At 39.8% G+C, this 18661-nt stretch carries 14 protein-coding genes; 4 read left to right on the top strand and 10 right to left on the bottom strand.

Going from position 1 to position 18661, the window contains the following annotated elements:
* Positions 1-134 precede the first annotated feature (134 nt).
* On the top strand, positions 135-1121 hold the full coding sequence (locus PL9631_RS07215; RefSeq protein ID WP_083618491.1) for a YdcF family protein: 987 nt from the start codon (positions 135-137) through the stop codon (positions 1119-1121).
* Here PL9631_RS07215 and PL9631_RS07210 read toward each other — a convergent pair.
* Positions 1118-1384, bottom strand: a complete 267-nt coding sequence (locus tag PL9631_RS07210) for a hypothetical protein (protein ID WP_083618489.1) — start codon at positions 1382-1384, stop codon at positions 1118-1120. The genes PL9631_RS07215 and PL9631_RS07210 overlap by 4 nt on opposite strands.
* 159 nt (positions 1385-1543) lie before the next feature.
* On the opposite strand from PL9631_RS07210, the gene PL9631_RS07205 reads away from it, so the two are divergent.
* Complete coding sequence (locus PL9631_RS07205; RefSeq protein WP_083618487.1) at positions 1544-2809, top strand: IS701 family transposase; 1266 nt, start codon at positions 1544-1546, stop codon at positions 2807-2809.
* 249 nt (positions 2810-3058) lie between these two features.
* Here PL9631_RS07205 and PL9631_RS07200 read toward each other — a convergent pair whose 3' ends face one another.
* Positions 3059-4729, bottom strand: a complete 1671-nt coding sequence (locus PL9631_RS07200) for a mechanosensitive ion channel (RefSeq protein WP_083618485.1) — start codon at positions 4727-4729, stop codon at positions 3059-3061.
* A gap of 199 nt (positions 4730-4928) precedes the next feature.
* Between PL9631_RS07200 and PL9631_RS07195 the strand changes: the two genes are divergently transcribed.
* Positions 4929-5372: an SRPBCC family protein gene (locus PL9631_RS07195; protein ID WP_083618483.1), complete on the top strand. Its 444-nt coding sequence runs from the start codon at positions 4929-4931 to the stop codon at positions 5370-5372.
* Positions 5373-5505: 133 nt separating this feature from the next.
* On the opposite strand, the gene PL9631_RS07190 is transcribed toward PL9631_RS07195, so the two are convergent.
* The 8 genes from PL9631_RS07190 to PL9631_RS07155 form a co-directional block, all read right to left on the bottom strand.
* Positions 5506-6147 carry an alpha/beta hydrolase gene (locus PL9631_RS07190; RefSeq protein ID WP_083618481.1) on the bottom strand — a complete coding sequence of 214 codons (642 nt, stop codon included), beginning with the start codon at positions 6145-6147 and terminating at the stop codon, positions 5506-5508.
* Positions 6148-6376: 229 nt separating this feature from the next.
* A complete protein-coding gene (locus PL9631_RS07185; RefSeq protein WP_083618479.1) occupies positions 6377-7804 on the bottom strand; it encodes a hypothetical protein in 1428 nt (475 codons plus the stop codon).
* A gap of 245 nt (positions 7805-8049) precedes the next feature.
* Positions 8050-9702, bottom strand: coding sequence for a DUF6930 domain-containing protein (locus PL9631_RS07180; protein ID WP_083618476.1), 1653 nt, complete (start codon positions 9700-9702; stop codon positions 8050-8052).
* Positions 9703-9977: 275 nt separating this feature from the next.
* Positions 9978-11381 carry an MlaD family protein gene (locus PL9631_RS07175; protein ID WP_083618474.1) on the bottom strand — a complete coding sequence of 468 codons (1404 nt, stop codon included), beginning with the start codon at positions 11379-11381 and terminating at the stop codon, positions 9978-9980.
* A 57-nt stretch (positions 11382-11438) separates the two neighbouring features.
* Entirely contained in the window at positions 11439-13028 is a 1590-nt protein-coding gene (locus PL9631_RS07170; RefSeq protein WP_083618472.1) for an Hsp70 family protein, read from the bottom strand.
* A 28-nt stretch (positions 13029-13056) separates the two neighbouring features.
* Entirely contained in the window at positions 13057-13515 is a 459-nt protein-coding gene (dtd, locus tag PL9631_RS07165) for a D-aminoacyl-tRNA deacylase (protein WP_083618877.1), read from the bottom strand.
* A 105-nt stretch (positions 13516-13620) separates the two neighbouring features.
* Positions 13621-14748: a CobW family GTP-binding protein gene (locus tag PL9631_RS07160; protein WP_083618471.1), complete on the bottom strand. Its 1128-nt coding sequence runs from the start codon at positions 14746-14748 to the stop codon at positions 13621-13623.
* Positions 14749-14869: 121 nt separating this feature from the next.
* Positions 14870-17242, bottom strand: coding sequence for a glycosyltransferase family 4 protein (locus tag PL9631_RS07155; RefSeq protein ID WP_083618469.1), 2373 nt, complete (start codon positions 17240-17242; stop codon positions 14870-14872).
* 204 nt (positions 17243-17446) lie between these two features.
* Between PL9631_RS07155 and PL9631_RS07150 the strand changes: the two genes are divergently transcribed.
* Positions 17447-18553 carry an AI-2E family transporter gene (locus PL9631_RS07150; RefSeq protein ID WP_083618467.1) on the top strand — a complete coding sequence of 369 codons (1107 nt, stop codon included), beginning with the start codon at positions 17447-17449 and terminating at the stop codon, positions 18551-18553.
* Positions 18554-18661: the final 108 nt, after the last annotated feature.

Here is an 18661-nt window from a genome sequence, read left to right as displayed (position 1 = left end):
ACCCTGGTTTCCCTGAGAATGAAACGGCCCTGGGGTTTGACCATGATCCCATACCCAATTGAGAGGCGCAAGCAGTTGCCTATTGCCCATTCCGGCGTTCCTGAGTGATCTTTGATGATTCTGTTTATAACTTCATGTTTGTCATCTTAACTCGAGTTTTATTTCTGTTGCTAGTTGCTGCCATTATTTTTAAAGCCTGGGAAATTTTGGGTGATAAGAATAATGGCTTATTTAATCGCTTATTATTTGTTCTGTTTTTAATTTTAATTGTTGTCGCCTTCATCTCACCTGATAGTCAAGTGGGAGCAGTGGTACTGGGGATATTATCTATTCTGTTTCGACCTCTGGGATTATCAATTTTGCTGTTATTAATTGCTTCTATTTTTATTAAAAATGGTAAAATTGATAAACCCGGCCCGAGTTTGATTTTAGTAGCATTATTAATTTTAATTGTCTCTAGTACCCCCGTCTTTGCCAACTGGTTAGCTCAACAGGTGGAAAGAGTGGCATTAAAAACCGTACAAACGGATTTATGTTGTGGAGAACGGGCGGGAGCAATTGTATTATTAGGACAGGGAACCACAGAACCTAAATTATCCTATCGCAAACAAATTCAATTAACCGATACAGGCGATCGCATTCCCTATGCAGCCCAACTGTTTCGACAGGATCGCGGGCCGTTTATTATTGTTAGTGCTGGCCCCCGTCATGAATTAGTCAATCCTTTAATTGAAGCTAATGATGTTAAACAGCTTTTAGTTTATATGGGGATTCCCTCCGATAGAATTGTATTAGAAACCCATGGGGGAACAACCCATAATAATGCCGTTGAAATTTACCGAATTATGCAAAACCACCGTTTAGGTCGAACCATTATTCTGGTAACTTCCGCCTTAGAAATGCGTCGAGCTAGTCTGGCTTTTACCAGAGTTGGGTTCAAAGTAATTCCAGCACCCACTAATTTTTATACATTTGTTCATCAGAAAAAATATCTGCGTCACATCACCGGGGCTGATTTTGCTCCCAGCGCTGAAGCCCTATTACTTACCACTAGAGTCATAAATGAATATTTTTTAACCTTCTATTATTTTATCCGAGGGTGGTTAGCACCAATGATTTAAAATTGAGAATCTTGATTATGGGGACGGGGTAACAAGTCATGATTGGGAGATGAACCTAATTCGGTACCCTGACCCACAATTACAATCAAAAAAAATAGAATCAGAAATAAAAATCCCAGGGTTTCCCAATTGGAATTAGATTTTTTCTCCTGTCTTATGGGCTTAACATCAAATTGAATTTCTATCTTTTTACCCTGAATTGGGCCAGCTAGTTTAATACTTCTACAGGTAATTTGATCGGGGATATGCTCTTTTTGTGACATGATGCTTACCCAAGTATAAGTCTTGTACTGATTCGCTAATCAACTACAACTGGGTTGACTCAGATTCGGGATTAAATCCTAATGGGACTTAAACAAAAATAAGGAGGGAAATAGATGATAATGATTATAGAGCAAGCAGATAACGTTAAAGAATAACCCATGAAAGAGACAACCCCGGCAGCAATGCCCCCTTGCTTCGATAGATGGTGTGGTCGATTTGACGATATTTTCAGCCATCAAGCGCAAAAACGGGAATTTAGGAACTATTTAGGGGGATTATTGGGAGAAAGTGAGCGAAAAAACCTGTCGCAAATGGCGAATAACGCCGTAGGAGTAACTTACCACCGATTACACCACTTTTTAACCGAAGCTCCTTGGTCAGCAATGAAACTAAATCAGCGTCGGCTGGAGGTGATGAATCAGTGTAAGCAAACCCAGATTAGTCGGGGATTTGCTCTAATTATTGATGATTCAGGACATCGAAAAAGCGGAAATTTTACCGATGGAGTCGGACGACAATACATCGGAGAAATCGGAAAAACCGACAATGGAATCGTAGCAGTAACGAGCCATCTATACGATGGCAAAAAAAGCTTACCATTAGATATAGAATTATATCAAAAAGCCGAGTCATTACCCTTAGGAAAAGCCGACCCCGAATTTAAAAAGAAACCAGAAATAGCATTAGAATTAATAGAGAGGAGCTTAGACAGAGGATATCGACCGGGAATTGTGCTAACAGATGCCGGGTATGGAAATAACACAAGTTTTTTACAAGAGTTAGAGAAAAAAGGATTAAAATATATAGGGGGAGTCGCCAAGAATCGAAAGGTAATCCTCAAAAAAGGGGAAGATGAAACCGAGGAAACTCGATTAGATAATTTAGCTAAATCGTTGCCCCAAGGAGCTTTTAGTGAAATTCAACTCCAACTGGAAAAACCCAAAACTGTGTGGGTAGCAACAAAAGAAATTGAATTATCAAAGTATGCAGGGAAGAAAGTAATAGCCATCGTCATGAATGCTGCTACTTTCGACCAAGCCAGTGATATTGATTATTTAATGACTAATGTTGAAGCTTCAAAAGCTACAGGAGAGTGGATAGTAACGACCTATTCACAAAGAAATTGGATAGAAGTTTTTTACAGGGAAGCAAAGGGCTGGTTAGGGCTAAAAGAATATCAAGTCCGAGATAAAAGAAGTCTAATCAGACATTGGATTTTGGTATTTTGTGCCTATACTTTTATTCTCTGGCATAGTTTAACTGGAGGGTTAAGACGTCGATGGGCGAACAAACCCTTAAACACATTTGTTGATGCCCTTGAAGCCTTTCGCACAGCGATTTCTTTTCGATTTGTGGAGTGGCTCCAACATAATAGGGATGTATTTGCAGCTTACAAAGCAAGTTTAGGCTTGATTTGGGCTTGATTTTTGTTTAAGTCCCACTAAGCAAAAAAAATCTGTAGAGTTTTGGAAACCAAAGCCCTACAGTCCAAGATTACAAATTGTTTCAGAAGATCAAACAGGACTTACGCACAAGACCAAAGAAACCGGGTTTCTGGCCCTGATTTTGCGGATGAAATCTGGATTTCTCGTTCAGAAACCCGGTTTCTGGGTAAGTCCTATCAAACTTAAATCTAGTTTCAGGCAGAACCCTGGGACTAGATTTAACCCTAATTAATCGTTGCGGAATTTAGATAGGAAATTGCGAAGTTGTTCCCCCGCCACATCTCGTCCACCTAAACCGAAAGCAATGGCGATTGCCACCGCCACGGCTCCTAACAACAAACCAAAAGCTAAATTGACAATATCACTGGCAATTCCCATTTGTTGTAGGGCCATGGCACCGACAAAGATAATAATGGCAATACGAGCCGCCTGGGCTAACAGACTCGATTGACGAGTCCCAGAACTTACAATTAAATCGTGGGCTAAATTGGCAAAATACAACCCAATTGCAAACACAATCACGCCAATCAAAACTTGACCCGCGATCACAATGATTTGATTGATAATTAAAGTTAAGGCAGCTAACCCCAAAATATCCGTTGCCGTAACCGCCGCAAACAACATAATACCGACCAACACCACAATTCCGATTAACTCAGAAGGAGTCCGTTGGGTTAATGGGGCAGAAACGGGAGGAACTGTATACTCGTTAGTATCCGGGGTTTCCGTGGGAGTGTACTCGTTAACAATAGGAGATTCGGGAGTATGAATCCCCAACCAGCGAAACACATTATCAAACCCCACACTGGTCAAAATATTCGTGACCAAATTGGCGATAAAACGGCCAATAAAATAGGCAGCAATTAAAACTAAAATTGCTAAAAACAGTTGGGGTAAGACGTTAAAAATTTCCGTCAGCATTAAAATTGCTGGGTCGGAAATTGCGGTAACTTGCAGGGCTTCTAAGGCAGAAATCGCAGTGGGGATCAAAATTAAAACATAAACAATCAATCCAATAATGGAAGATGCTTTTTGATTCCCTGCGACCTGATTTAAGCCGAAACGAGTTCCAAATTGATCAATTCCTACCGCGGCTAAGAGGTTAGTAACAATTCGACTCACCACTTGAGCTACCAGCCAACCTGCACCCGCAATTACTAATGCGGCCACAATATTCGGCAGAACTGCCAGGATTTGATAGAGCATATTTTGGACAGGCTCTAATAATCCTTGTAGCTGAAGGGTACTCAGAATTGCTGGTAAAAATAACAGCACCACAAACCAATACAGGGCATTCCCTAGGGTTTCACTTAGGGAAAATTGGTCGGGAGAGACAACCTGATTATCATTAACTTGTTGATTTAAGCGTTCATCAAGACGAAGTGTTCGGAACAATCGAATCAATAAAGTTCGGGCAATAGTGGCTAAAATCCAAGCCGCCGCAATTAAAATCGTCGCCCCAAAAATTCGGGGTAAATAACTGGTGACTTGGTTGAGTAAATTGGTTAGGGGTGTGGATGCTGCGGTCAACTGAAGCTTATCCAGAAACGCAACCACCGCAAAGATAAAAATAATCCAGAAGGCGACGGTTCCCGCCCAAGATTCTACCGGAAGTTTGTCTTCTGGTCTTGTTGAACCTGAAACCCAATCGGCAATTTGGTTGTCTAAGCCTGTTTTTTTAAACAAGCTTTTAACTAAAGATTGAGCAAATAAGGCAATTAGATAACCAACCAGTAGAATGGCACAAGCTAAGGCAATATCCACCACGGAGGCTTGACCTAACTTTAGGTCATTGATATTGGTGGGGAAGGCTAAGGGGTTATCCTGGGCAAAATAAAGGGGGGATAGGGAGGATAAGTCCTTTCCCCAAAAGGGTATTAATTGATCGATTCCATTCATAATCGTTCCAGTAACTTATTCGATGTTTTGATACTCGTGCGGTCTGGTTTGAACGAGAGTGCATCTTAAGTCTGGTTAAAATGGCAGAAAAAACCGCTAAAATTTAAGGTTTTTTTTGTTTTTTGATGCGCCCCTCGTTTATACTAAGACTCTTTCATGTTTTTCATGAAATTAATCTGCCTATAGCTTGAAGGTTATAATGCCATATCGTCAAGTTTTTGAACAATCTATTTTAATTTCCGCCAATTCCACGGTGGTGGAACGCTGTTTTACAGATTTGGAACTGATGCACCAATGGTTGAATCCGATGTTACGCTGTGAACCAATTGATAACTGGGATACAAATGTGGGTGGGCGATGTCGATTTGTTATTCAAATTCCGCTATTCCAACCGACTTTGAAAACGGTGGTTTTGGAACGGGAACCCGGATTAATTGTTTGGGGATTTGAAGGCTATTTTAAAGGATGCGATCGCTGGGAGTGTATACCAGAAGCCGCAGGAACTACACTTTTAAATCGATTTGAATTTGAAATCCCCAATCCTCTGATTAAATTCGGTTTTAATCTATTTGCAGCCGCTCTCACTAAAGCGGATATGGAAGCTCAATTAAGACGCTTAAAACAAGTAGCAGAAAGGCTTTAATCAGTTATCAGTCATCAGTTATTACCCATTCGTAATTCGTAATTCGTAATTACTTAGGGCCTTAAAATAAAAAGGGGTTTTTAACTTCATAGTCAAAACCCCTTTGTTACTGTTTAAAAAATTAAAGGTTCAATTATTTGCAAAGCCGCATTTGAACAGCCGGTTGAGCTTTGAGGAAAGCGATCGCTTGATCTCCTAGACCCGAAACATCATTGTAGAGATTGATCAGATCTTGAACATTAACGGTAATTGCGGTAACTCCTCGGTAGCTTAGGAGCAATTCCAAGATTGAAAGTTGACCATCACGGGAGGATTCGCGTAAAGCGGTAATCACTTTATCAACCGCTAGATCAACCGTGCTTCCCGTAGAAACAAATTGATTAAAAGCTCCTACCAATAATCTGCCATAGGTGGAATCTAGCAGATCATTAACAATATTATTAGGAATTTCTAGGGAGAAATTCAGTGCTTTCTGGAATTGTTCAACCTGAGCGGGAGTCAGTTTCGCTAAGGTAATCATAGAACGCAGTTGATTAGACTGTTCTCCCGTTTGAGCAAAGGTTTGTAAATCAGCAGTGGCTAAGGATATATTTGCTGGGCCATAGATTAATCTTAATTCATCAATAGCCGGGGACGGTTGGGCGAATATTCCCAAACTAATTGTTAATCCCAATACTATTGCTAACCCTAGGGATATATATTTAGATAGACCCTGAGTAAAAAATTGATAGGGGTTACGAATGCCCCGCAACCAACGCCCTGAATTTGAATTCATTTGTTCATTCCTCACAAGTTAAATTGATTAATACAGTTCTGTTGTTGTCCCATACTATAAGTCTGTTTTACCCCTATTTAGGTTCCTTTAGATAGAGACTTCTCAAACTGTTAGATATTCTGGCTCATTTGAGCCAGTATTTGCCGAATTATAGCAGCATCTTGAGCCGTCGGTAGAATTTCCAAATAATTCTCTAAATCTTGCGGTGCTTCTGCTTAGGTTTATTAAGTTAAAACTCCTCGGTTAAAAAAGGATTTTCTTTCGGAAAAGAGGGTAAATCAATAGATGCTAAAGACTCTAATTTTTTACGCCGTTGAGGATAAACTAGGGGGGCTGGCCAATTAGTGCTATTTTCTTTCTGATCAGGTTCTTGTACAGCTACAGCACTCGCCATTTGAGATTTTCCGCCACTTAAATTAAAGGATTGTCCCCCCATTGATTTTGTGGATGGGGGTTCAATGGTTGGATCTTCGGATATTGGTTTGAGTGAAAATAGATCCGCATCTTCTGAAATAAAAGAGGCATATTCTAGGCGAATCCGTTCTAATTCTCCTTCTAAAAATCGAGGTTGAGGCAATTCTTCTACTGGAATCTGATCGCCGGAAACTGTTAACTCTATGGGGAGGGGAAAACCGGGATCGGAATTGGGATGGGATCTCAAGGATTCTAAGCCTTTAGATAGATGTAAATCCTGCCCTAATTCTGAAGATATGGAATCAGAATCCGTCGAGGAAGTGACCCCATCCTCAATCAAATTGAGCGGGTTATGATGGGGATTTAAAGCATCTGACCAAGGTTGCACAGGAGGTGCTTTTGGGGTTAGAAAAGCAGACGATGGCGAGGGGGATTGTTCTTCCCTAATTGATAGGGTTTCTAGGGTTTGTTTTCCGGTTTCAAGTGAGATTTTATTTTCTAAACATCGTTCTAAAGCGACTTTAAATTGAAGGGTTTGGCGCTGTTGACGATGTAGCCGCGATCGCAATTCTCGATTACTATTTTGAAATTGAACTAACTCATGGAACTGTTCATTATAGCGCTGTTGAGTTAAGGCCGTATCCCGTTCCATTTGGGCCAGTCGAGTTTGGGTTACTTCCCATTGTTGGGTTAAGGTTTCGACTAAAACCTGTTGTTGTCGAATAACTTGATTAGCAATTTCTAACTTTTTAAACAGTCGTTTAACTTGATCTTGGGTCGCCCCTAATTCTTGGTTATGTTGTAATAATTGTGTCTGTTGATCCTGTTGATTTTGCCGACTTTCATCTAATTCTGCTTCTAATTCAGTGACTCGATTAATTAAGTCTCGGTTACATTCATGGAGAATTTGCACCACTTTTACCGGATTTTCTTCCCCTTCTCCTTCCACTGACATCAGGGAAGCACTGGCCATTTCATTCCCCTGGGAACCCTGAACGAATATCTCCTCTGGAATCACCGACTCCTCTGGTTTGGACTGGGTTTCTGCTTGTTCTAACTCAGTTACGAACTGGGTCAATAATTCCTCCAGGGGGATCGCGTTGGGAAAGTTGACCGTTTCCCACTCCTGATCCCTGGTCGCATCGGGACTCACGGATTCCTGCGATGGGGGAGGATCTGGGGATAAACAGGCTTCAGTAGGCTGATCCAACGATTCAGGAGTGGGGACATCGGCTTCAGACATGGCTTTATTTATTGGGGTGATGATTGGAAATTCTTGAATACAGGGCGAAATGTATTGTCACTGATATTAAGGGAAATGCCAAATTAAGTCAAGTTAGAATGACTACAGCCTGTTTAAATCCGTTATCATAATTTCAGGCGTTTTTTAACTCGATCAATTCTCGGCAAAGCCAAAAAGTAGGGCCGTTTCATTTTAATAAAAAAGCTAAAATAAAACAGCCCTTGAATAACGAGTTATGGGGAATTTTAAAACTCTACTGGAATTAACTGTAATCGCCCTAAATCTAAATCTTCCGAAGGAATAAAACGCACTTCTAATAACGCCATCATATCCTTAAATTGCGGTTGACCCCGGGAAGCTCCCGTTAATCCCATCGCAATAATTAAACCACACCAACCCTTGGTTTTTTTACAGCGCTGTTCCCATTTTTTTCGTGCTTCTTGATGAACCGGATCATCTTCTACAAACTCTCCAAATAAATGCAAATCTCCATCTTCTGTTTTCAGAATTCCCAGGTCATAATTGCAGCCACGGGTCGGATCTTCCCCCGGATTAAAACAAATTCCTTCGAGTCCTCCAGCTTCTTGTAAACTACGAATTAATATCTCGGCTTTCGGTTTAGTTGTTTGAATCACAACCACGGGTAAACCGTCCCCGCCCTCTGCAATTTCTGTTTCTGCGGCTTGATGAAATTGGGTATTACTCCGCAAATATTTAGTCGTTTCCCAAGGGATAACCCCCAAACTCAAGAAAGACTTGGGCGGGACTAAATCATCGCGTAACCGAGGAACATCAACTTCCATTTCGTCATCATCATCCGAGTCATCGTCTGCTACCATTGACGCCAACTCATCGGCAATATCGGGTAAAGTTTCTACCTTCACCGACACTTGTTTTTTCTCCCCATCGGGTAAATCAAGGGGAATTCGATACTTACGGTTAAGACTGGGGAATTGATATTTAGCTAGTTTTTGACGATGATCCCGTAAAAAGCGATGCAGGGCTTCCAAGGCAATTAAAACAATCGCCGCTTCTTCATCATACAAAATTGAACGTAACCCTTCTAAGGGGTGAAGATTGCCAAAATTCGGTTCAATTTCTGAGGTTGATAAACTGGCGATACTGACAAAATCATCATCATCTTCATCCTCATCCTCATCAAAACCATCGGTGCGATCAAAGGTGACAAATAAACAATCTTGAGTTAAAAATGCTTCCTCTAAATTTTCATAGGATTTATTGCGAACAATTCTTTCTCGAAACCTTCTTAATGAGTCCAAAGAACGATATAACAATACCCCATAATCCATCCCCAGTTTCCCCAGGGTGGAAATATATAAAGTATTAATTCCAAATAGATTTAATTCAACCGAAATAATCTGATGATCTCCTAAATGTTCCCAAGGAGCATCTTGCCAAATTTGATAGGCTTTTTCCGTCACAACTTTCGCATATTGGGCCGGGAGTTGGGGAGGACGACTTTGGGCCACTTCCTGTAACCCCCGAAAAATTTCATCAATCAGAGGTAAATCCGGGACATATTCAATGACTATTTCTAAATCTTGGAGAATCCCCCGCAGGAAAAATTGAATTTCCCGATCTTTGACCACTATTTTTTGGGGACGGGCTACGGGCGCCGGACTTTGGGGATGTTCAATGGCTCGGAGTAACGTCCGAACAATTGCTTCTGGCCCCATATCGGGTGCAACCATATCCATTGCTCGCACCATCCCCTGAGAACCATCTACCCAGATAATACATTCGCCCGCCGCTTCAGAATCTGTGTCGATATTAGAACGGGTATCGGTCGCCATTGGACGCCGATCTCCTTCCCACACACTGGGAATTTGAGGTAAATTTTTGAGTCTACGAACGGTTGAGTGATTGAGAGTTGCCATCAAATTAATCTTAATCTTGGGGTAGTTTCACCAGTTTCGATGGTGCCGCACAACGAATAGCTTAAACTCGCCATATTGTAATGCAATGCTTTGTCTACATTCTAATATAAAGCTGTCCTAGAAGGATGGGGCTTTAGGCCCAATTTTTCCAAATCCTGCTGGCTTAATCGGACTCTGATTCGGATGGGTATGAAATTGACTGATTAACCCCAAGGTTCCTTCGTGGTTAGAATAACACAAACTGGCTAAAACCAACTTGACCCCAGTTTTTACCGCTATTCCTGGCTAAATTGGCGGTGAAAAACAAATTTTTGATTTTGATTAATCGAATAACCTGTGGCAGAATTCATCAGTTGATATACTTTTTCATTGGCGGCAAAACCTTGCTGTTTGAGATTGGAGAGTGTAACCTGGGTTTTTTCAACTGCTTCGGCCACGGGTTCTAATTTTTCAGACATTGATCTTTGTCGTTCTAAACGTTGGGTTGAGTTAAATAATCTCCCTAAACCATTAATTAAGTTTTTGATGCTATTTTGCAATTGTTCATCCCCGGTTAATTGGTTCAAATCCGCACTAATTTTTTCCAGGGTTTGTAAGGTATTCCGGCTAGAATTTAAAGTTTCTTGAATTAGGGATAAATTTTCAGGATCACTCACTGCTTTTGATAAATCTCTGAGGCTTGCTGAGGCGGCTTCGGCATTGACTGAGGCGGCTTCCAGGTTTTCAATAATATTAGCCTGTTGTAACTGAGTCATGATCGGGGTGAGAGTTCCAACTAAAACACTCAATTCCTTGGTGGTTTGATTGATATTTTCTAAAGTGGAAACTAAACTGGAGCGATTATTGGCTAATAATCCACTAAATTGATTACTAAGAGCACTGACTTGATTCGCCGCCTGACTGACGGAATTGGCAGAATTAACCGTAGCTTGAGCAACTTCTTTTGTATCTCTTTGAACAAAAGTTGAAAGATTAGTCATTTCTGAAGTTAAAGCATTAACTCCTTGACTAACTGATTGATTTAATCCGCCAATTCCTGTTCCTACTGATGTATTTAATTGTTCAATTTCTGACTGAGTAACCGCCAAAAAATTTGATATTTCTCCACTCAATTTTACCGCTTCTTGAGCAGCACTTGCACTGGTTTTAGCTGCGGTATTTAAGTTGGCAAACAGTTCGGGATTGCCATAGATTTCTGAAAATTGATATAAACTCCCAATCAGTTTCATCACATCAATCCCAATTTCTCCAGAAATTCGTGTATTATTACACAAAATTACTTCAGGACAATCGGGACTCAGAGGATCAGCATTTTCCAGGGTTAGGGAAAAATTTCCTTTGGGAATAATATCAATATATCCTTCATTTAATAGACCAATTTGGTTAGATTGGATGATGACATTCCGAGGAATAATAAAACTACTGGGTGTAATTTCTAAAATGGCATCAACGGAATTTAAGGAGGCTTGAAGTTGAATCACTCGACCAACCTTAACCCCTCGATATCTTACCACGGTTCCGATTTGTAAGGCAGAGACGTCTGGAAATTCTGCAATAATTGTATAACTACGACTTCCTAAGCTAATATTTTTCAGCCATAAAATTACAGCCCCAAGCAAACCTAATCCTAACAAGACTAATAACCCAACGGAACCTTCTCGAATTGCTCGCGATCGCATACTTTTCTCTCTCAAAATCAAGGTAAACTTTTAACATGATTAATCTGGTATTTCCCTTTAACTTAACTGGACAACAACTTGATTATCTAAAAGCAGTTTATCGGTTAATAAGTCTTCAACCGTAATTCGTAACAATCGTTTTTCATCCACTTGAAATAACACCTTAATCCGATCACTTCCCGGGTTTCCAGGGGGGGTTAATTGAGCAATAGTTCGACCGCCTGGAGTATCATTCAAAGATTGAACAATTTGGCTTTGATCTAACCGACGAGTGACTAAGCGATCGCCATCAAAATAAACCTCTGTTCCTCCAGTCTCATCCCCCAATTCTCCTAAAATCAACTCAATACTAGGTTGATTTTCTAAAGATGCACCCAACAATAATTCTATGGGTGTGGTGATCGGATAGGGTTGACCTGATCTTATAATTGAATGCCAACTATGGCAATTATCCTGACGATTCCAATAGCGAACCCCATAACTATGATATAAAAAATCTTCTATTTTTGTCCCTTGATTTAGTTGTAAAGCTCCATGGGAAATTGCCTCAAAAGGTTTTTCACAGCGAATTTTAGCACTATCAAAATACTGCTGAATCCAAGTTTGTACCGATGGAATTTGGGCACTTCCTCCCACTAATAAAACAGCATTAATATCAGAAATTTCAATTCCTTGACGGCGAGCTTGTTGGAATACTTTACCAATAGAATCATCTAAGGTTTCAAAAAAATTAGCCCGGCTCAGAATACTTTCAAATTGATTACGGGTTAAGGTCAATTCATAGGTTTCTAAGGTTTGGTCATCGAAATAAACTTCCGTTGCTTGGGTTTGTAAAGATAATTTAATTTTCAAGCGTTCAGCTAAACGAGTTGTTAGGGCTGTTTTGGGTAAACCTTGGGTTTTAGCAAAATAATCCAATAACCAATAATCAATATCAGAACCGCCTAAATTTTGTCCTGCTTTGGCTAAAACCCTAGCTGTTTGTACCCGTTGTCCTGATGATTCTGCAAAGGATTTTTGCCCCCATTTTAAAATAAATCCTAACGGTTTTTTATTACTATTAGCTTCTAAACGAACTAGGGAGAGATCTAAGGTTCCTCCGCCTAAATCAATTACCAGTAAAAGCTCCCGATCGGCTAATCCATACCCTAGAGCCGCCGCCGTTGGTTCATCTAATAGTTTTACCTGTTCTACATTCAGGGATTCAGCAACTTTTCCTAACCAATGACGATAGGATTCAAAGCTATCAACGGGAACCGTAAAGACTAAGGAATCAACCTCTATTGGGATTTGACGAATAGCATTCACAATTCCAATTAAAAATAACTCTCCTACTCGTTCAAAGCTAATAATCTGACCATCAATTTCTGGCAAAAATCCCTGAATATTACTCCCAATTCCCCGTTTAAAATTCCTAAAAAATCGAGGATCGTTACTAATATCATATCCTCCATCCCGTACTTGCTGACCCAATAAAATTTCGGGTTGAATCCCATTTTGTAGATACACTAAACTCGGAATTAGGGGCGGATTTTGGCTGGAAATTTGGGATAAATCAGCCAGTTTTAAAGTTTCGGGTTTTTCTGTCGCCAAATTCCAACGGGAAATCACTGTATTACTGGTTCCAAAATCAATCGCAATAGTCATTTTTCTAAATACTTTATAATAGAAATAACTAAGAAGTTGCTTCTTTTTCTAAGATTAACGTCACCGGGCCATCATTTTCGATCAAAACTTCCATCATGGCGCCAAATTTCCCCGTTTCTACTTTTAAATCACTCAAGCGCAATTGTTCAACAAAGTGTTGATAAAGCTTTTCAGCCCTTTCTGGCGCTGCTGAACGATCAAAGGACGGACGCCGACCCTTGCGACAGTCTCCATACAGAGTAAATTGACTTACCACTAATAATTCACCCTGAATTTCTTGGATGGATTTTTCCCACTTTCCGGTGTTGGTTTGGGGATCGGAAAATAATCTTAATTCTAAACATTTTCGCACCATCCAGTTAATTTCTATTTCGGTATCTGTTTGAGAAATTCCCACTAATAGGTTAAGTCCTCGCCCAATTTGACCGATAATTTCACCCTCGATAGTAACTTGAGAAGCATTAACTCGTTGAACAATTACCCGCATATCAGTCATCAGTTATCAGTTATCAGTCATCAGTTATCAGTTAAGACTTAGGGTTAACCATTTCTTTGTTAACTGTAAATCTTAACTGTCAACTATTAACTGTTACTATTTGCCAAAGCCTTTTCCTCGACTGGTAGAGGGAAGACATAAACAATGATTGAGTTGCGATCGCAGGGTTTCATGATCTAACTCTTGACCAATTAAAACTAATTGGGTTTTGGGTTCAGTTTTCCACTCATCATCATCAATAGAAAACCGTTTTCCGCTTAGATGAAAAATATGGCGTTTGGGACTTTCATCAAACCATAAAATTCCTTTAGCGCGAAATACACTCGCGGGAAGTTGGTTATCTAAAAAGTATTGAAATTTTCTCAAAGAAAGGGGTTGATCACTTTGGAAAGAAAGGGAGGTAAAACCATCATTTTCTAAGTGATTAGAATGATCATGATGGTGGTGATGCTCATGGTCATGATCGTCGTCGCAATGGTCATCACAGACATGATCTTCATGGTCATGGTCGTGCTCATGTTTGTGCTCATGATGGTCGTGTTCATGGGATTGATCATCAAAATATTGATCAGATTGAAATAATCCCACACTCAGAATTAAAGGTAAGGAAACTTGAGAGTTTTGGGTGCGTAAAATTCGGGCATCTTTTTTCATATCCCGAATTCTAACTTCTAATAAATCCACCTCCGCTTCATCGACTAAATCGGTTTTATTTAAAACAATAATATCCCCATAGACAATCTGACTATTAGCGGCTTGGCTATTGAACAAATCCAAACTAAAGTTAGCACAATCAACCAAGGTGACAATAGAATCTAAACGAGTCATATCGCGTAATTCTGTACTTAAAAAAGTCAGAGCGACCGGAAGCGGATCGGCGAGTCCGGTGGTTTCTACCACCATGTAATCCACTTTTTCAGGACGTTCTAAAACCTTATAAACCGCATTAACTAAATCTTCATTAATGGTGCAACAAACGCAACCATTACTCAACTCAACCATCGTATTATCTTCATCGGTACTGACAATCAATTCATTATCAATACCAATTTCACCAAATTCATTCACCAGGACGGCGGTTTTGATTCCCTGTTGATTCGATAAAATATGATTCAGCAGGGTGGTTTTTCCACTTCCCAGGAACCCGGTAATAATGGTAACAGGCATTCCCCGCTTGGGGTCATCGATGATTAATTCTGTCTTAGGTGTCGCGGCCGATTCCATAGGGGTACTACCAAAAACGTCAAAAACTCAAACTTATAATTTTCAGTGTATCGTATTATTCCTACGATGACAAAGTTTCTACCTGGAAATCTCAAAAAAATTTTTGCTTAAAATTTCAAAATTAAAGCTGATGGAATAAAACCTTTAATAACTGCTCAACCACAATTTTCCAGGTGAATTTTTTTGAGACAAAATCAGGCCCAATTGTTTGTAAGGATTGATAAAGGGTTTCTTTTTGAATCACCATTTCCATTAACTGTAATAAATGTTCCTGGTCGGGTTCTAAAAAGAATCGAGTTTCCCCTGTATTTAAGGTTATTTGCTCGAACTTACTTCTAATTTTATAGACTAATGTGTCATCTGTAAAATCATCCGTTGGCCCCCCATCGGTGCAGATAACGGGAATACCCGAGGCGATCGCTTCTAATACCGGAAGATTAAAACCTTCAGCAGCATAGGGAGAGACATAGGCATCGGCGGCTTGATATAATTGTGCCATTTCTCGGGAGGATAAATTCTTACCAATATAGACCATTCGAGAGGAAATCCGTTGTATTTCTGTCTCGTTTAATGTGTCTTGTGTAGCCTGTTTTAGATAGTCTTTAGAAGGAAAAATAGCATCTCTACCTTTTAAAACTAATCGAGCATGGGGATATTTTTCTGTAATCTGAGCAAAGGCTTTTAAAATTCGATCAATTCCCTGACGTTCATTCCACATTACGCCAATATTTAGGAAAATAAAACAATCATTCCAGCCTAATCTTGTCCTGAGTTCCTGTCGTTTTTCTTCCGGTAAAGGATGATAAATATTAGGATCAATTCCTAAAGGAATAACGACTACTCGTTCTGGAACAGCGCCACTGCGAATAAATCCTTCCCGCGACCAATGGGAGGAGGTAATAATCAAGGTATCAGAATTACGATGGGCTTCTCTAAAACATTCAATTTTCATCCCATTAACAATAGAACGGGGTACAATTCCCCATTCTGTACAGCCAAAAATGGCGGTTTTTTTACTATTAGAATCAGTAGTTAAATTAAAGGGACAATAAACCCGCAGGGTAACATCGGCTTGTTGATCGGTTTGAGGAGCCGGAATACGGTCTAATAAATCTTCGGCTTCGACACTTAATAAATGTTTGCTCGGTTTCCAATCTGAGGTAACATATTGAATATCTTTATGAAAAACTTTTAACGCAGGATATTTGATCATTTCCAACAGTTGATAACTGTTAATAAAAGAATAGGAATGGGGAATATCTCGCCATCCTTCCACAATAATGCTGTGGGGAGAGGATAAAGAAACAGAATCTTTACTAACAGGATTTGCCCAGGAGCGGGGTGAGGTTTCTTGACAAACTTCTAAGAGTTGATCCACGGTATGTTTCCAGGTATAATGTTGATTAACCCATGGAGGAGCCGTTTTTCTCGCCTGTTCTCGCCAGGGAGAATTATTAATCACTTGTGCCATTAATTCTGTCAGATGTTCCCAGTTGGGATGCAAGAAAAATCGACTTTGATTTTGAATAACTTTGGTTTTAAATCGAGTCTCTATTTTCAAGCTAAACTCTGGATTAATAATTTCTTCTGTGGCCCCTCCTGGGGTATAAATGATCGGTAATCCCGATGCTGCTGCTTCTAATACGGATAAATTAAATGCTGTAGCAATATCCACCGCTAAATAAGCATCAGAAATTTGGTAGAGTTGGGCTAGGGATGTACAGGATAGGGTTTGATTAAAATAGGCAACTTTCTGTTTTACTTTAATCACTTCTTCTTCGGTTAAAACCTCCCGACTGGCACGGGTTAACCATTGATTAGAGTCATAAAAAAAATCCGATCCTTTTAAGACTAATCGAGCTTGGGGATATCGTTCTATAATATTAGCAAAAGCTCTTAAAATAGGTTTAATTCCATCTTGATCCTGTAAACTTCCGACATGAAAAAATATAAAATAATCTTCCCATCCCCATTGTTTTCTGAGTCGATTTCTTTCGGTTTCATCTAAGGGATAATAAATTGTGGGATCAACACCCCAAGGAATCACCTTTATTTGTTCAGGATTTAGACCACTACGGATTAGTCCTTCCCGTGACCATTGGGAGGGTGTAATAATAGTAAGATCGGGATTAATAATTTGATTTTTTAAGTGAAATAGGGGTTTCAGTTGGGCGGAAGAATCAATTAAAATTCCCCAGGGTGCGGTGGCATAGACCAGGGTTTTTTGACTGTTAGAGGCTTTAAAATTAAAGGGTTGGGAGATACGAATGGTCAGATCAACCGGGGAATTAATAGCTTGAGGAATTTGTTGTAACTGGGTTTCTAATTCCGTTGGAAATAATCCGTTTAAATGTTTCCACTGGGGTTTTAAACCCGGAATATCTTGATGGGTTATTTCTAATTGCGATCGCTTCAACAGTTCTAACAGTTGGAATTGATTAGTGATACTATAAGTATGGGGAATAAAACGCCAACCTTCAATACGAATTTTCATAGATATTTTTTTCCTTAAATATAAACTAGGTAATTATGAATTACGAATTACGAATTATGAATATGGACTATTCCCCCTCTTTTTAATGAATAATTTCTCTTGACGAATGTTCCCTTAATGATTAAACTAAATCAAGTCAATGAATAGAATTAAAACATAGTTTTCGATCAGGATCAACCCCAGAGACTAACTCACAGTCATCCTATGAAATCTGAACGACGTATTTCATTTTCCCTCTCTAGTCTACTTCTGATTTTAGCATCAGTATTCTTACTTATTCTGCTCTGGCAACTACGGAGTTTAATCGTTCTATTAATGATTTCTGTGGTTTTAGCAGCCTCCATTGTTCCGATTGTAAATTGGGCGCAAACCAAACAGATTCCGCGATGGTTAGCTGTTATTTTAGTCTATTTAACCTTAATTGCCGGATTAACCGGATTTGGATTAGTCATTGGGCCGGCTGTGGTGGATCAAATCACCTTATTAGTTAGTCAATCTCCAATTTTTGTCGAAAAAATTATTGAAATTACAACGGATCTAGCGGGTGGATTAGGAGGGGATACCTCCGCTTTTATTGAACAATTAATCGATACTCAATCCTTAACCAGTTGGGTAATTCGTTCGAGTCAACAATTAATTTTACGGTCTTATGGAATTACCCGAGGAATTTTAGGCGCGGTTGCCAGTTTAATTTTAGCCCTATTTATTTCCGGTTATATGGTGGCTGATAGTAAAACCCTAATTCATAGTTTAATTCAATTTTTCCCCTATCCTTGGAATCAACGATTAGCCGCCCAAGTAAATCCGATTAGTCAACGGATGGGAGGTTATATTCGCGGCCGAATTTTAGTCTCGGCAATTTTGGGGATTGCCACCACAACGGTATTAGGATTTTTAGGATTAAAAGACTTTGCCATTGGTTTAGGAGCGATCGCTGGAGTCACTAATTTAATTCCCTTTTTGGGCCCCATCTTAGGGGCAATTCCTGCCTTAATTGTAGCTGTAGCAAAGGGGGGATTTTTAGTGGTTTGGGTGTTATTATTGTATGGAATTATTCAAAATATTGAAACCTACATTCTCGATCCTTTGTTAGTCGGTTCTTCCGTTGGAATTCACCCCCTATATCAGCTTTTATCCGTCTTGGGCGGAGTACAGGTTATGGGAATTTTGGGGGCCTTAATTGTACCCCCTTGGTTTGCGGGAGTGGCGGCATTAGTTGAAAATCTGTATCTACAACCCAAATTAATCGCCGAACAACAAGAGGAAAGTTCTGCCCCCGGTGATGGGGTATCGTCGCCCCAAGGCAACTAATTTTTCAATTTTGATAACTTCCCAATTCCAGAGGCTAAACTAGATCCGTTGCCCCAAAAAAATATTCGGAAAACTAGCCGCCCTAGCTCTGTTTTCCCCAGGACTTAA

The sequence above is a fragment of the Planktothrix paucivesiculata PCC 9631 genome, from assembly GCF_900009265.2.
Taxonomy (GTDB): Bacteria; Cyanobacteriota; Cyanobacteriia; order Cyanobacteriales; family Microcoleaceae; genus Planktothrix; species Planktothrix paucivesiculata.
The sequence above is the reverse complement of the archived record's forward strand: the minus strand, read 5'-3'. Positions and strand labels throughout refer to the sequence as shown.

Coding starts and splice junctions, on each gene's coding strand:
- PL9631_RS07200 (WP_083618485.1), bottom strand. CDS start 4,729: ATGAATGGAATCGATCAATTAATACCCTTTTGGGGAAAGGACTTATCC.
- PL9631_RS07160 (WP_083618471.1), bottom strand. CDS start 14,748: ATGGAATCGGCCGCGACACCTAAGACAGAATTAATCATCGATGACCCC.
- PL9631_RS07210 (WP_083618489.1), bottom strand. CDS start 1,384: ATGTCACAAAAAGAGCATATCCCCGATCAAATTACCTGTAGAAGTATT.
- dtd (WP_083618877.1), bottom strand. CDS start 13,515: ATGCGGGTAATTGTTCAACGAGTTAATGCTTCTCAAGTTACTATCGAG.
- PL9631_RS07155 (WP_083618469.1), bottom strand. CDS start 17,242: ATGAAAATTCGTATTGAAGGTTGGCGTTTTATTCCCCATACTTATAGT.
- PL9631_RS07190 (WP_083618481.1), bottom strand. CDS start 6,147: ATGAATTCAAATTCAGGGCGTTGGTTGCGGGGCATTCGTAACCCCTAT.
- PL9631_RS07195 (WP_083618483.1), top strand. CDS start 4,929: ATGCCATATCGTCAAGTTTTTGAACAATCTATTTTAATTTCCGCCAAT.
- PL9631_RS07150 (WP_083618467.1), top strand. CDS start 17,447: ATGAAATCTGAACGACGTATTTCATTTTCCCTCTCTAGTCTACTTCTG.
- PL9631_RS07170 (WP_083618472.1), bottom strand. CDS start 13,028: ATGACTATTGCGATTGATTTTGGAACCAGTAATACAGTGATTTCCCGT.
- PL9631_RS07175 (WP_083618474.1), bottom strand. CDS start 11,381: ATGCGATCGCGAGCAATTCGAGAAGGTTCCGTTGGGTTATTAGTCTTG.
- PL9631_RS07215 (WP_083618491.1), top strand. CDS start 135: ATGTTTGTCATCTTAACTCGAGTTTTATTTCTGTTGCTAGTTGCTGCC.
- PL9631_RS07205 (WP_083618487.1), top strand. CDS start 1,544: ATGAAAGAGACAACCCCGGCAGCAATGCCCCCTTGCTTCGATAGATGG.
- PL9631_RS07185 (WP_083618479.1), bottom strand. CDS start 7,804: ATGTCTGAAGCCGATGTCCCCACTCCTGAATCGTTGGATCAGCCTACT.
- PL9631_RS07180 (WP_083618476.1), bottom strand. CDS start 9,702: ATGGCAACTCTCAATCACTCAACCGTTCGTAGACTCAAAAATTTACCT.